Source organism: Nonomuraea sp. NPDC052265 (assembly GCF_044547985.1).
Taxonomy (GTDB): domain Bacteria; phylum Actinomycetota; class Actinomycetes; order Streptosporangiales; family Streptosporangiaceae; genus Nonomuraea.
In genome coordinates this window covers 894,017-907,310 of sequence record NZ_JBIUBJ010000001.1, presented here as the reverse complement: position 1 = coordinate 907,310, position 13,294 = coordinate 894,017, and the positions used below count along the sequence as shown (strand labels likewise).

Annotated in this window: 12 protein-coding genes; 6 read left to right on the top strand and 6 right to left on the bottom strand. The window is 70.8% G+C overall.

Annotated features, from left to right (window positions below; translation table 11 throughout):
• The first annotated feature begins 77 nt into the window (after positions 1–77).
• Together ACIHAD_RS04230 and ACIHAD_RS04225 are read left to right on the top strand one after the other, a co-directional pair.
• The gene (locus ACIHAD_RS04230) at positions 78–923 is read left to right on the top strand and encodes a bifunctional methylenetetrahydrofolate dehydrogenase/methenyltetrahydrofolate cyclohydrolase (RefSeq protein WP_397352878.1); all 846 of its coding nucleotides are present in this window, start codon (positions 78–80) and stop codon (positions 921–923) included.
• A 74-nt stretch (positions 924–997) separates the two neighbouring features.
• Positions 998–2,149, top strand: a complete 1,152-nt coding sequence (locus ACIHAD_RS04225) for a C45 family autoproteolytic acyltransferase/hydolase (protein ID WP_397352877.1) — start codon at positions 998–1,000, stop codon at positions 2,147–2,149.
• A gap of 6 nt (positions 2,150–2,155) precedes the next feature.
• Here the strand turns inward: ACIHAD_RS04225 and ACIHAD_RS04220 are convergent, their stop codons facing one another.
• From ACIHAD_RS04220 to ACIHAD_RS04205, 4 genes are all read right to left on the bottom strand, one after another.
• The gene (locus ACIHAD_RS04220; protein ID WP_397352876.1) at positions 2,156–3,751 is read right to left on the bottom strand and encodes a thiamine pyrophosphate-dependent enzyme; all 1,596 of its coding nucleotides are present in this window, start codon (positions 3,749–3,751) and stop codon (positions 2,156–2,158) included.
• Positions 3,748–4,023, bottom strand: a complete 276-nt coding sequence (locus ACIHAD_RS04215) for a hypothetical protein (protein ID WP_397352874.1) — start codon at positions 4,021–4,023, stop codon at positions 3,748–3,750. The genes ACIHAD_RS04220 and ACIHAD_RS04215 overlap by 4 nt, the downstream gene beginning before the upstream one ends.
• 91 nt (positions 4,024–4,114) lie before the next feature.
• Positions 4,115–4,987: a MurR/RpiR family transcriptional regulator gene (locus ACIHAD_RS04210; RefSeq protein WP_397352873.1), complete on the bottom strand. Its 873-nt coding sequence runs from the start codon at positions 4,985–4,987 to the stop codon at positions 4,115–4,117.
• On the bottom strand, positions 4,972–6,402 hold the full coding sequence (locus ACIHAD_RS04205; protein ID WP_397352871.1) for a glycoside hydrolase family 3 protein: 1,431 nt from the start codon (positions 6,400–6,402) through the stop codon (positions 4,972–4,974). Before ACIHAD_RS04205 ends, ACIHAD_RS04210 begins: the two co-directional genes overlap by 16 nt.
• Positions 6,403–6,490: 88 nt before the next feature.
• On the opposite strand from ACIHAD_RS04205, the gene ACIHAD_RS04200 reads away from it, so the two are divergent.
• Positions 6,491–8,020, top strand: coding sequence for a glycoside hydrolase family 10 protein (locus ACIHAD_RS04200; protein ID WP_397352870.1), 1,530 nt, complete (start codon positions 6,491–6,493; stop codon positions 8,018–8,020).
• Positions 8,021–8,254: 234 nt separating this feature from the next.
• Here the strand turns inward: ACIHAD_RS04200 and ACIHAD_RS04195 are convergent, their stop codons facing one another.
• On the bottom strand, positions 8,255–8,902 hold the full coding sequence (locus tag ACIHAD_RS04195) for an FHA domain-containing protein (RefSeq protein WP_397352869.1): 648 nt from the start codon (positions 8,900–8,902) through the stop codon (positions 8,255–8,257).
• 181 nt (positions 8,903–9,083) lie between these two features.
• Between ACIHAD_RS04195 and ACIHAD_RS04190 the strand changes: the two genes are divergently transcribed.
• The 3 genes from ACIHAD_RS04190 to ACIHAD_RS04180 are packed head-to-tail and all read left to right on the top strand — an operon-like array spanning position 9,084 to position 11,772.
• A complete protein-coding gene (locus ACIHAD_RS04190; RefSeq protein ID WP_397352868.1) occupies positions 9,084–10,205 on the top strand; it encodes a citrate/2-methylcitrate synthase in 1,122 nt (373 codons plus the stop codon).
• Complete coding sequence (locus tag ACIHAD_RS04185; RefSeq protein WP_397352867.1) at positions 10,202–10,501, top strand: DUF3017 domain-containing protein; 300 nt, start codon at positions 10,202–10,204, stop codon at positions 10,499–10,501. The genes ACIHAD_RS04190 and ACIHAD_RS04185 overlap by 4 nt, the downstream gene beginning before the upstream one ends.
• A 53-nt stretch (positions 10,502–10,554) precedes the next feature.
• A complete protein-coding gene (locus ACIHAD_RS04180; protein ID WP_397352866.1) occupies positions 10,555–11,772 on the top strand; it encodes an NADP-dependent isocitrate dehydrogenase in 1,218 nt (405 codons plus the stop codon).
• Between the two features lie 128 nt (positions 11,773–11,900).
• Here ACIHAD_RS04180 and ACIHAD_RS04175 read toward each other — a convergent pair whose 3' ends face one another.
• Positions 11,901–13,148, bottom strand: a complete 1,248-nt coding sequence (locus ACIHAD_RS04175) for a phosphatidylserine/phosphatidylglycerophosphate/cardiolipin synthase family protein (RefSeq protein ID WP_397352865.1) — start codon at positions 13,146–13,148, stop codon at positions 11,901–11,903.
• Positions 13,149–13,294 lie beyond the last annotated feature (146 nt).

The following is a 13,294-nucleotide window of genomic DNA, read 5'->3' as shown; positions in this document are numbered from 1 at the left end:
CTCCCGTCTGTGGAAAAACTGTGGACAGGCGCGCGGCCGGTGCCGGGTGGCAGGGGAGTCGTGGAAGGATTGACGGCATGAGCGCAGTGAAACTCGACGGCAAGGCGACAGCCGCCAGGATCAAGGCAGACCTCGCGACCAGGGTGGCCGCGCTCAAGGACCGCGGCATCACGCCCGGCCTGGGCACCGTCCTGGTGGGCGACGACCCCGGCAGCCAGATCTACGTCGCGGGCAAGCACCGCGACTGCGCGGAGGTCGGCATCGCCTCCATCCGCGTCGACCTCCCGGCCACCGCCACCCAGAAGGACGTCGAGGCGGCCATCGACGAGCTCAACGCCTCCCCGGCCTGCACCGGCTACATCGTCCAGCTCCCGCTGCCGAAGCACCTCGACACGATGGCGCTGCTGGAACGCATGGACCCGGCCAAAGACGCCGACGGCCTCCACCCGGTCAATCTCGGCCGCCTCGTCCACATGGTCGACGCGCCCCTCCCGTGCACCCCCCACGGCATCGTGCTGCTGCTCCAGGCGTACGACGTGCCGATCAAGGGCGCCGACGTCGTCGTGGTCGGCCGCGGCATCACCGTCGGCCGCTCGCTCGGCCTGCTGCTGACCCGCCGCAGTGAGAACGCCACGGTGACCCTCTGCCACACCGGCACCCAGGACCTGGCCGCCCACGTGCGCCGCGCCGACATCGTCGTGGCCGCGGCCGGCGTGCCCGAGCTCATCACGCGTGACATGGTCAAGCCCGGCGCGGCCGTCCTCGACGTGGGCGTCTCCCGGGTCAACGGCAAGATCGCCGGTGACGTGGCCCCCGACGTGGAGGAGGTCGCCGGCTTCCTCACCCCCAACCCGGGCGGCGTCGGCCCGATGACCCGCGCGCTGCTGCTGTCCAATGTGGTGGAGGCCGCCGAGCGTTCCTGAGCGGTGGGGATGAACCCGTGATGGGGGGAATGGGAAGAAGAGCGAGCCCCACCCCCATCACGGAAGGCCGATTCATGGACACCCCGCTCATCGCTGTCGAGGGCACCTACGAGGAGATGGGGGCCGGGATCGGCCACCGCACCGCCGACCTGGTCGAGCGGAGCGTCGAGACCTACCTGCGGCGCTTCCGCGACAAGTCCGGGCTCTCCGCCGCCGACGTGCTGCGCTGGGGTCAGACCTTCCTCGACGTGGCCAGGGAGTACGACGCGAGCATCGCCGCCATGCTGGAGGGCCTCGCGGCGGGCGCGGGCCAGCCGGTCGAGCACATCGCGGCGCTCAACGCCCGTACCGAGCTGCTCGACGGCACCGGCTACCACGACGACGGCTGCACCGCGCTCGCCGTCCTGCCCAAGTACACCCGCGACGGTCACACCCTGCTCGCCCAGAACTGGGACTGGCATCCCGAGCAGGGCGCGGTCACCTTCCTGCTGGCCACCCGCGACACCGAGGGGTTCGCGGTGCTCACGCTGGCCGAGGCGGGCATGCTGGCCAAGTCGGGGCTCAACTCGGCGGGGCTCGGGGTGTGCGCGAACCGCCTGCAGTCCGACCGCGACCACGCCGGGGCGGGGGTCCCGTACCACTATCTGCTGCGCGGGGTGCTGCAGTCGGAGCGGATGAGCCGGGCCCACCGCAAGGTGCTCGACGTGCCGCGCGTCTCCTCGGGCAACCTGCTCATCGCCGACGCCGGAGGCGAGGCCATCGACCTGGAGGTGGCCCCCGGCGCGTTCGGCGCGCTGCTGCCGCGCGACGGCCTGCTCACGCACGCCAACCACTTCGAGGCCGAGCTGCCGCTGGAGGACATGAAGGCGGCCAGGTCCGGCCTGACCCTGCTGCGCCCCGAACGCGTGCGTCACCTGCTGGAGGACACCGCCGCCGAGCGCGCGGTGGGCCTGGAACACGTCGTCGCCGCCCTGCGCGACCACTACTCCTTCCCCGACGGCGTCTGCCGCCACCTCGACCCGGCCGCCACCCCGGCCGAGCAGTGCCGCACGGTCTACTCCGTCGTGATGGACCTCGACGCCCGCGAGCTGGCGATCGCCGGCGCGCCGCCGTGCGCCCGCCCGTACGAGCGGTGGGCCCTGGACGAGGTGTTCAAGCCGGACGCCGCCCCCGAGCTCTGCTTCGACCCCACAACCGACGACGGGCGGCATCCCGCGGCCTGGTGAGCCGGTTCAGGGCTGGAAGTCCGGGTCCACGGTCACGGCGACGTCGAGCAGCAGGGGCTCCTCGCGCCGGGCCAGCGACGGGATCACCTCGTCGAGCGCGGCTGCCAGCTCGGCGGGGCCGTCCACCCGCCGGGCGGGGCAGCCGAGCGACCTGGCCAGCGCCCCCATGTCCACCTCGGTGAACGGGGGCCAAGGGGCCTTGCCGCCCTGCCGGTCGGCCAGCCGGTCCATGACCGCGTAGCGGCCGTTGGCGAGCACGACGAACAGCGCGCCCACCCGGTAGTGGGCGGCGCTCCACAGGGCGTGCACGCCGTAGAGCGCCGAGCCGTCGCCCACGACCGCGACCACCGGGCGGCCGGGCAGCGCCATGCGCAGGCCGACCGCGGCCGGCACGGCGAACCCGAGCCCGCCCATGGCCGCCGAGACGAAGCCCAGCGGGTTCCTGGCCGGGACCAGCCGGTGCAGATCCGGACGGGACGACGGGGTCTCCTCCAGCAGCACGACGTCGCGGGGGAGCCGCCGGGCCAGCTCGCGCAGCACGTACGCGGCCCGCAACGGCTCCCCGCCGGGCACCTCGGGAGCGGGGGCCACGGGCCCAGCCGGGGGCACGGCCACGGGAGCGGCGGAACGGGCGGGCAGCAGCGCCGCCAGGCGTGCGCAGACGGCCGCGGGCGGGGCCAGGACGGCCAGGGCCGCCGCGCTCCGGTGCGCCTCGGCCGGGTCGTCGGTGACCACCGCGACCGCCGTCCCCGGCTCGACGAGCGGCCCCGGCGCGTACGGGTACTGCCGGAACACCGGCGCCCCCACGGCCAGCACGACGTCGTGCGCCGCCAGGGCGGCCCGCAGCCGCGCGCGGTCGGCCGGCAGCGCCCCCGCGTACTGGGGATGGTCCTGCGGGAACCCCGCCAGCGCCCCGAACGACTCCTGGAACACCGGGCACGCCAGCCGCTCGGCCAGCTCCACCAGCGGCCCCCACGACGCTCCGGCGCCCGCCACGATCGCCGGGGACCGCGCCCCCGCCAGCAGCTCGGTCAGCGGCGCCAGGTCGGCGTCCGGCACCGCGGCGGGCCGCAGCACCCGCGCGGGCGCGGCCGGGGTCTCGCCGTCGAAGGGCGCGTCCCAGTCGTCCATCGGCACCACGACCAGCGCGGGGCCCCGGTGCGTGACCGCCTCGTGGAAGGCCCTGGCCAGCGCCCCGGGCACGTCCTGGGCCCGCACCGGCTGGTCCGTCCACACCGGGTAGTCGCCGGCCAGCCCGGCCAGCCGCCCGGCGAGGAACGGCTCCAGCGCCAGGTGCCGCCGGTCCTGCTGCCCCACCAGGACGACCAGGGGCGCCCGGTTCACCCGGGCCGTGGCGAGGGCGCCCACCGCGTTGCCCAGCCCGGCCGTGGTGTGCAGCACGGCCAGCGCGGGCGCGGCGTGCCCGATCGCCCACCCGGTGGCCATGCCGACGACCGAGCCCTCGTGCAGCGCGAGCACGAAGCGGAGGTCGTCCGGCAGCCCGGTCAGCAGGGACACCTCGGTCGAGCCGGGGTTGCCGAAGATCGTCGTCAGCCCGTACCGCCGCAGCACCTCGAACGCCGCCGCCCTCACTGTGGTCATCGTGCCCCTCTCGCCTGCTGGATCCGCCGGTAGACCTGCCCGCGCAGCTCGCCGGAACGCGGCAGCGACCGGGTGGTGAGCTGGTCCCGGTCGCGCGGCAGGTCGATCTTCGCGATCACCTCGGGCACGATCTTCGTGTACGTCCCGAGGATGCGCCGCACCTCGTCGGGATGGCCGTCGGCGTACTCCAGCGACCTGAGCATCGCCGCCGTGAACCGCTTGGTCAGGCCGGGGTCGGCCCGGCCGGTGGTGAAGTACATGGGGACGGTCACCCTGGTCGATCATGTGCGGTCGCCCGCCAGAGGGCTCGCGGTGATCCGCACCCGACGCTCCGACGCCCTGACGCCGGTCGCCGGGCGTCCGTCACCGGTTGCGGTAGCGGTCGGTCGCGTCGCGGGTGGCGCGGATCGCCGCCTCGGCCCGGTCGTAGGTGCGCTGGGCCAGGCCCACGAAGATGCAGTCCACGATCAGGAGCTGGCTGATCCGGCTGGCCAGCGCGCCGGGCCGGAAGGCGGTCTCCCGGCCCGCCGACACCAGCGTGTGGCTGGCCAGGTCGGCCAGCGACGAGCGCGGGTTGTTGGTGATGGCCACGATCAGCGCCCCCGCCTCGGCCGCCGTACGGGCCGGGACCAGCACGTCCGGCGTCTCGCCGCTGCAACTGATGGCCACCGCCACGTCGCCGTCCCGCAGCAGCGCCGCGCTGGTCAGGGCCAGGTGGGCGTCGCTGAACGGATGGCTGGACAGGCCGATGCGCAGCAGCTTCTGCGACATGTCGGCGGCCACCAGCCCCGAGGCGGCCACGCCGTAGACGTCCACCCGCCGCGCCATCGCGATGGCCTGGACGACCTCGCCGAGCTGGTCGGGGTCGAGCTGCGCCGCCGTGTCGGCCAGCGCGTCGGACTCCGCCCGCGCCACCTTGGCGATCACGTCGGTCAGCGGGTCGTCGGGGCCCAGGTCGCCGGGCACCAGGCGTTCCGGCTGCTTGGCCACGGCGGCGGCCAGCGCGAAGCGCATCTGCGAGTACCCGGCGAAGCCGAGCGCCCGCGCGGTACGCACGATCGTGGCCTCGCTCGTGCCCGACACCGCGCTGAACTCGGTGATCGTGCTCCGCACGACCAGCCCGGGGTCGTCCAGGATGATGCGCCCGATGGCCTGCGCCGCCGGGGTCAGCGACGGCAGCACCGCGCGCACGGTGGCGACCGGGTTCGCGGGCTCGGTGCTCAACGGGTCAGCCATTCGGCCGCCGCCTGCGCGGAGACGCGGGAGATGCCGTGCGTGGCGAGGTGGGTGGCCCCCACGGGTGCGTCGCTGATGCCGGTGTCCACCACGATCGCGTCGGGCCGGACGGCGAGCGCCCGCGCCAGTGCCTCGCGCACCCACGGGTGCCGGGCCGCGTCGTGCACCACGAGCACCACGGGCCGGTCGTCGAAGGCGGCCAGCTCGCCGTCGCGGTCGAGGCGCACCCTGTCGGTGTCCGGCAGCCGGGCGGCCAGCGCCGCCGTGATGCCGGTCGGCGTGGCGGGATCGACCGCCTGGTTGAGCCGGGTGTTGACCTCCACGACCAGCGGCCCCCGGTCGAGCACGGCGGTGCCGGTCGTGGTCAGGGCGGCCCTGGCGGCCTCCAGGCCGACGCCCTCGTCGATGTCGGCGCGGGCCTTCTCGCGCAGCGCGGACCGCTCGGCGTACCAGGCGGACAGGGCGAGCACCCGTCCGGCAGCCTCGGCCAGCCGCTCCTCCGCCAGCCTGCCCGAGCGCACCGCCTCGACGATCGCGTCGCGCATCTCGTACAGGCTCTGCTCGTCGGCCCGGCCGGCGCAGATGGTGTCGACGCCGGCGGCCAGCGCGCGCACCGCGATCTCGCCGGGGCCGAACATGGCGGCCACCGCCCGCATCTCGATCGCGTCGGTGACGACCATGCCGTCGAAGCCGAGCTCGCCCCTGAGCAGGTCGGTCAGGGCGCTGTGGCTGAGCGTGGCCGGCATCGACGGGTCGAGCGAGGGCACGAGCAGGTGGCCGGACATGATCGAGCGCACCCCGTGCGCGATGGCGGCCCGGAACGGCGGCAGGTCGCGCTCGTCCAGCACCGCCCGCGAGGCGTGCACGGTGGGCAGGGCCAGGTGGGAGTCGGTGGTCGTGTCGCCGTGCCCCGGGAAGTGCTTGGCGCAGGCGGCCACGCCCGCGCCCTGCACCCCGGCCACGTACGCGACGGTGTGCCGGGCGACCAGCTCGGGATCGGGCCCGAACGACCGCACGCCGATGACCGGGTTCTCCGGGTTGGCGTTCACGTCGGCGGAGGGGGCGTAGTCGAGGGAGATGTCCAGTTCGGCGAGCATCCGGCCGATCTGCCGGCCGACCCGCTCGGTGAGGTCGACGTCGTCGGCCACGCCCAGCGCCCGGTTGCCGGGGAAGGAGCTGCCCGCGGCCACTTCGAGCCGGGTGACCGCGCCGCCCTCCTCGTCGATCGCGACGATCGCGCCGGGGTTCTCGGCGCGCACCGAACGGACGAGCTCCTCGCCGATGGAGTTGCGGGCGAACAGGATGACGCCGCCCAGGCCCTCGCCCAGCGCGCGGCGCAGCCAGTCGGGAGGCGACGTCCCTTCGAACCCCGGCTGGAGCACCGTCATCGCAAGTCGGACCAGCTCTGCGCTCATGCGGCATTTTCCTTCACGGTTGTTGATCTGAAGGTAATTTTCTGTCATCGTCGCCCTCGACACAACCATTGTCGAGAGGCCACCCCCCATGCCCAGCAGAAGGACTCTCCTGAAGGGTCTCGCTCTCGCCGCCGCCGCGTCCGCCGTGCCGCTGCCGGCCTTCGCCCAGGCCGACCACGTCCCCCCGCTGCGTCAGATGCGCGGCATGTGGATCGCTTCCGTGGTCAACATCAACTGGCCCTCGAAGCCGGGGCTGAGCGCCGACGAGCAGAAGGCCGAATACCTCGCCTGGCTCGACGTGGCCGTACAGCGCAAGCTCAACTCCGTGTTCGTGCAGATCAGGCCGACCGCCGACGCGTTCTGGCCGTCGTCGTACGAGCCGTGGTCGCAGTACCTGACCGGCACCCAGGGCCAGGATCCCGGCTACGACCCGCTCGGGTTCGCCGTCGAGGAGACCCACAAGCGCGGCCTGGCCTTCCACGCCTGGTTCAACCCCTACCGCGTGTCGATGCAGCCCGACCCGAGCAAGCTGCACCCCGACCACCCCGGACGCAAGAACCCCGACTGGATCCTGCCGTTCGGCGGCAAGCTCTACTACAACCCGGGCATGCCCGAGGTCCGCAAGTTCTGCCAGGACGCGATGATGGACGCGATCACCCGCTACGACATCGACGGCCTGCACTTCGACGACTACTTCTACCCGACCAACACCACTGCTTTCGACGACAGCGCCGCGTTCGCCAAGTACGGCGCCGGCTTCCCCGACCTGGCCACCTGGCGGCGCAACAACGTCGACCTCATGGTCAGCGAGATGCAGCAGCGCGTCCTGCAGGCCAAGCCCGAGATCGCCTGGGGCATCAGCCCGTCCGGCATCTGGCGCAACAAGGGCACCGACCCGCTCGGCTCCGAGACCAACGGCGGCCAGTCCTACGACAACCTGCACGCCGACACCCGCGGCTGGGTCAAGAAGGGCTGGCTGGACTACATCGCGCCGCAGCTCTACTGGTACATCGGGCAGCCGCCGGCCGACTACTCCAAGCTCGTCCCGTGGTGGTCGGACGTGGCCGCGGGCACGAACACGCTGCTGTGGATCGGGCAGGCCGCGTACAAGGCGGGCGACCCGGCCCAGGCCGCCGAATGGCAGAACCCGGCCGAGCTGTCGAAGCACCTGACGCTCAACCGCGACCACCCCGAGGTCGGCGGCGACATCTGGTACAACGCCAACGACGTCAAGGTGGACAGGCTCGCCTCCATCACGACCGCCGTCAACGACCACTACCAGCGGCCCGCGCTCGCGCCCGTGCTGCCCCGCCTGGCCGGCGGAGAGCCGCCGCGCCGCCCGGTGGTGGCGTACGCGCTGCGCCGCACCGGTGGCGTCGAGGTACGCGTGGTCGCCACCGGACGGGACGAGCCGTTCCAGTTCGCCATCTTCCGCTTCCCGGGCGAGGCCGGCCAGAACGCCTTCGCCGACGCGCGCAACCTGGTCGCCGTCGTACCCGGTGACCGGCAGATCCGCTGGACGGACCCCGACGGCAAGCGCGGCGACCACTACTACGCGGTCGCGGTGGACCGGGCCAACCGGACCAGCAAGCCCAGCCACGGTTTCCGGGTGATCTGAAATACGCCGGTGAGGAAACGTTCACCTCCGGCGCCGCGCGCATGGCCGACCAGCGCGCGTCGTCGGCACGTTTCCTGACCGGCGACAAGCTTGGCGTGCGCCGCGGGCCTTTCGGCCCGCGGTCACCCGCCGTTGCCCGTTCCGCGCCCAGCAGGGATGGGCACGGTGATCTCTCGATGGTTCCGACGCTGCCGGAACCCCTCGCCGAAGCCCCGGTCGCGATCTGGCTCCCTCTTAGGAAGCCCTCCTACCGGCCGCCGACGGCTGCTCAGCCGTGGCGCCCGCCGACCGCTGTGGTGGCACCACAGGGGTCGGGCGCACCAGCCCGAGCGCGACGACCTCGTTGGCGAGGCGCGTGCGGCGGTTGGTGCCCTCAGGAATCCTGAACTTCTGGTACAGCCGCAGCAGGTGTTGCTTGACCGCGGCTTCGGTCACGACCAGGTCGTCGGCGATCTCGCGCGCCGTCGCCGGAGCGACGAACGCCTCGTCGGACAGCGCCGGCCTGCAGAGCGAGGTCAGCACATCGACCTCGCGCCTGGTCAGCTCGGGCGCCGCCGCCCTGCGCAGCTCGACCTCGGGGGTGAAGTCCTCACGAGGGACTCCACCGATGCGACCCCGCGCCGCGCCGAACGAGACGACGTCTCCGTCGTCAAGGACCCTCCGGGCGATCGGCCTGCCGTTCACCCGTGTGCCGTTGCGGGACAGGCCCAGGTCAACGACGTACAGGTAGGGTCCTCGTCTGACGAACTCGGCATGGAGTCGAGACACACTGGGATCGGTGAGCCGGATGTCCACACCCCGGCCTCTCCCGACCGTCGTGATCTCGGGGCGCAACGGGACCACGTCGCCGGTGTCCTCGATGCGTATGAACGGCCCCTCCACGGCAGTTCCTCCCCAGGTAGCCCGCCGTAACTATTACTACAGCTCCGGCTTACCCAACCGAGGGGATGCGGAATCTCCTTTGCCGAAAGGAGAATCCGTCGTGAAATTGGTCTGGACCTCTGCGGACGGTTTTACCTGCTCACGGGTAGACTTCGGAGGAAGATAAGCGGAGGAAACACTCATGGCGGACAAGCCCACGAAAGGCCTGGCCGATGTCGTAGCCGCGTCCACAGCGCTGAGCGACATCGACGGCAAGGCCGGTCGCCTCTTCTACCGTGGATACGACATCCACGATCTGGCCGGCCGAGCGACGTTCGAGGAAACCGCGTACCTGCTGCAGTACGGCAAGCTGCCCGGCCGGGCCGAGCTGGAGGCGTACGGCGCCGACCTGGCGCAGGGCAGGGAGCTCGGCGCGCTGGTCGCGGCGAACGTCGCGGAGATCGCCGAGAAGCAGAAACCCATGGAGGCGCTCCGCTCCCTCGTCTCCCTCTCCGGCGCCGACGACCCCGACAAGGACTCCACCGCCCCCGACGCCAACCTGCGCAAGGCGGCGCGCCTGACCGCGCAGCAGCCCGTGCTGGTCGCCCGGTACCACGCCGCGCGCACCGGCGGCGCGGTCCCCGAGGCCGACCCCGAGCTCAGCATCGCCGGGAACTTCCTGCTCCAGGTCACCGGCCGCGCCCCCGAGCGGCGCGAGGTCGAGATCTTCGACGAGTGCCTGGTGCTGCACGCCGACCACACGATGAACGCCTCTACGTTCGCCGCCCGCGTCTGCGCCGCGACCCTGTCGGACATGCACTCGGCCATCGTCGCGGCCATCGGCACGCTCAAGGGCCCCCTGCACGGCGGCGCGAACGAGCAGGTCATGAAGACGCTGGAGTCGATCCCGCCGGGCGGGGTGGCCCAGGCCGTACGCGACAAGCTCGCCGCGGGCGAGAAGATCATGGGCTTCGGCCACCGCGTCTACAAGACCGAGGACCCGCGCGCCACGCACCTGCGCCGGATGTCGGCCGAGCTGGCCGGGTCCACCGGCGACGACACCTACTATCGGATGTCGAAGGAGATGGAGGAGGTCGTCTTCGAGACGAAGGGCCTCTATCCGAACGTCGATTTCTATGCGGCGTCGGTCTACCACTACCTTGGCATCCCGACGGACCTGTTCACCCCCGTCTTCTCGATCAGCCGCATGTCCGGCTGGACCGCGCACGTGATCGAGCAGCATGCCGACAACAGGCTGATCCGGCCCGACAGTGAATACATTGGCGAGCGCGATCAGAAGTGGAAGCCAATAGAAGAGCGTTGAGCCGAGAGAACGAACGCGAACGCTGGGGACCGTTCCCGCTGATCGTGGCGGGAGCGGTCGTCACCGTGCTCGTGATCCTGCTGGTGGACCCGCGCTGGGGCGGGTTCGCGCTGGGCGGCGTGCTGATGGTGGCCGCCGCGCTCCGGTTCGCCGGGTTCGACGGGCAACTGGCCGTCCGCGACAGGAAGACGGACGTCATCACGCTGACCGCGTTCGGCTTCCTGATGGCCCTGACCTCGCTGGCGCTGTACAACAACGCGTTCAAGGCCTGGCTCCTGTCCCTTTTGGCCGGTTGACGGGACGGTCCGATAGCCTCAACGCATCCATTCATTGAAGGGGAACCATTCGCATGCCCAAGATCAAGGTGGAGGGTCCCGTCGTCGAGCTCGACGGCGACGAGATGACCCGGATCATCTGGCAGTTCATCAAGGACCAGCTGATCCTTCCCTACCTCGACGTCGACCTGAAGTACTACGACCTGGGGATCGAGTACCGGGACGCGACGGACGACCAGGTCACCATCGACGCCGCCAACGCCATCAAGAAGTACGGCGTCGGTGTGAAGTGCGCCACCATCACCCCGGACGAGGCGCGGGTCGAGGAGTTCGGGCTCAAGAAGATGTGGAAGTCCCCCAACGGGACCATCCGCAACATCCTCGGCGGCGTGATCTTCCGTGAGCCGATCATCATGTCGAACGTGCCGCGGCTCGTGCCCGGCTGGACCAAGCCGATCGTCGTCGGCCGTCACGCGTTCGGCGACCAGTACCGCGCCACTGACCTGGTCATCCCCGGCGAGGGCACCCTGACCCTCACGTACACGCCGAAGGACGGCTCCGAGCCGATCGAGCTCGACGTGTACGACTTCCCGGGCAGCGGCGTCGCCATGGCGATGTACAACCTCGACGAGTCGATCCGCGACTTCGCCCGCGCCTCCCTGCGCTACGGCCTGGCCCGCAACTACCCGGTCTACCTGTCGACGAAGAACACCATCCTCAAGGCGTACGACGGCCGCTTCAAGGACATCTTCGCCGAGGTCTTCGAGACCGAGTTCAAGGCCGACTTCGACAAGGCCGGGCTCACCTACGAGCACCGCCTCATCGACGACATGGTCGCCGCGGCGCTCAAGTGGGAGGGCGGCTACGTCTGGGCCGCCAAGAACTACGACGGCGACGTGCAGTCCGACACCGTCGCGCAGGGCTTCGGCTCGCTCGGCCTGATGACGTCCGTCCTCATGACCCCCGACGGCCAGACCGTCGAGGCCGAGGCCGCGCACGGCACGGTGACCCGCCACTACCGCGAGCACCAGAAGGGCAACCCCACCTCCACGAACCCGATCGCCTCCATCTTCGCGTGGACGCGTGGCCTGGCCCACCGCGGCAAGCTCGACAACACCCCCGCCGTGAGCGACTTCGCCGGCAAGCTGGAGCAGGTCTGCATCGAGACCGTCGAGAGCGGTCAGATGACCAAGGACCTCGCCCTGCTGGTCGGCGGCGACGCCAAGTGGCTCACCACCCAGGACTTCCTGGCCGCCCTGGACGAGAACCTCAAGAAGAAGATGTCTGCTTGAGAGAGAACGGCCTCTACCTGCGGCTTCGTCGTACGGTAGGGGCCGTTTCGTAGCCGTTCGCGTTTCGCTCAAGTACAGCGAGGACGAGCCGGGGGGGCGCCGGCGTCCCCTGTTCCCGTTCGAGTGGATCACTCTGCTCGTTCGTCGGGGGACTCGACCGTAGGGGGCGGATTCATGGTCAGCCCCTCACTGGTCAGCCCCTCGCTGGTCTGGACGACGACGTCCGCGGCCTTCTGAACCTCCCAGAAGTTGTACTTGAAGGCGCGATGGACCTCGGGGTCCGTGATCCGCAGCATCGTCTCGTCGTTCTCGCGGAGCGACGAAGGATTGAGATTCATGCTGCCGGTGAAGACAACTTTCTGATTGATCTTCCCGTTGTACGTGCCGTCGATCAAGACGTCCTTCTGATGCGTTCCGGGGACGTTCCCGAACGTCCGGATCTCCGGACCGTGATAGCCGTTCGGCGGCCTCAGCAGCGCCTCCAGGGCGGCCGCGCCGACGTGCCGGTAGACGATGTCGACGTAGCACCCCTGCTGGTCGAGGTCCCACAGCCGCCTCGCCACGGCCTCCTGAGCGATGTGCCAGGTGGAGACCCGGATGATCGTACGATGGTCCCCGGTGGTGCCGCCCTCCGTGTTTCCCTTGCACTTCACGTGGCCGAGGATGTTGTAGATGGTGTCGCCGTCCTTGCGGGGCGAGTGATAGACCTTCATGGTGGGCGTCTCGACCGGTGGATGCGTCTCGTAGTAGTCGGGGATCAGCTTCATCTTCACCAGGTCGTCGAAGTAGGCCAGGTAGGCGTCGTAGACGGCCTTGTCGGAGAAGGTGTAGGAGCTGTTCCACTGCCCCGTCCCGGAGCCTCCTCGCTTGAGGTTGGCGCTCGACTGCATGACGACGTCGGAACTGCCGAGGGTGTTGGAGAACAGGTAGAACTTGTTGTGCATCTTCGACCCGTCGTCGCCTGGGACATCGCCGATGCAGGCGGTCGAGGAGTTGCCGTCGTGCCGGCAGTGGGTCGCCCAGGAGGGCTTCCCGGTCTCGCCGCCGAGCGCCGCGGCGAGATCCTTGAACTGATCGGCGTCCTTGGCGCCGCCGTCGGCCAGAACCTTGACGTTGACGCCCTTGGCATGTGCGGCCTTCAGGGCGGTGAGCACATCGGGGTCGGTGAACTCAAACGCCGTCACCCGGATGTCCGAGCCCGTCTCGGCGCCGTCGATCAGAGTGATCAACTGACTGACGATCCTGGTCCTGTCCGCCGTGTTGGGATTGTTGAACACGGCGCCGAGCGGTGCCTGCCGTACGGCGTGCGCACCGGCCGTGCTCGGCCACAGAAGAGGCAGGGTGATGGCCGCGGCCGTGATTCCACGTAGGAGCATGGCCGGACTCTAACCAGGTGCGATATTGATCTGATTCAGATGGGTTTTCTGTCATGCGGGGGCGGGCGTTCGCCTTCGTGCAGGGCTGAGCCCCGTGGATCCGCGGATCCACCCGTGTCCGCACTCCATGTGCGGCAGTCCCAGGC

Coding starts and splice junctions, on each gene's coding strand:
- ACIHAD_RS04230 (WP_397352878.1), top strand. CDS start 78: ATGAGCGCAGTGAAACTCGACGGCAAGGCGACAGCCGCCAGGATCAAG.
- ACIHAD_RS04225 (WP_397352877.1), top strand. CDS start 998: ATGGACACCCCGCTCATCGCTGTCGAGGGCACCTACGAGGAGATGGGG.
- ACIHAD_RS04220 (WP_397352876.1), bottom strand. CDS start 3,751: ATGACCACAGTGAGGGCGGCGGCGTTCGAGGTGCTGCGGCGGTACGGG.
- ACIHAD_RS04210 (WP_397352873.1), bottom strand. CDS start 4,987: ATGGCTGACCCGTTGAGCACCGAGCCCGCGAACCCGGTCGCCACCGTG.
- ACIHAD_RS04205 (WP_397352871.1), bottom strand. CDS start 6,402: ATGAGCGCAGAGCTGGTCCGACTTGCGATGACGGTGCTCCAGCCGGGG.
- ACIHAD_RS04200 (WP_397352870.1), top strand. CDS start 6,491: ATGCCCAGCAGAAGGACTCTCCTGAAGGGTCTCGCTCTCGCCGCCGCC.
- ACIHAD_RS04190 (WP_397352868.1), top strand. CDS start 9,084: ATGGCGGACAAGCCCACGAAAGGCCTGGCCGATGTCGTAGCCGCGTCC.
- ACIHAD_RS04180 (WP_397352866.1), top strand. CDS start 10,555: ATGCCCAAGATCAAGGTGGAGGGTCCCGTCGTCGAGCTCGACGGCGAC.
- ACIHAD_RS04175 (WP_397352865.1), bottom strand. CDS start 13,148: ATGCTCCTACGTGGAATCACGGCCGCGGCCATCACCCTGCCTCTTCTG.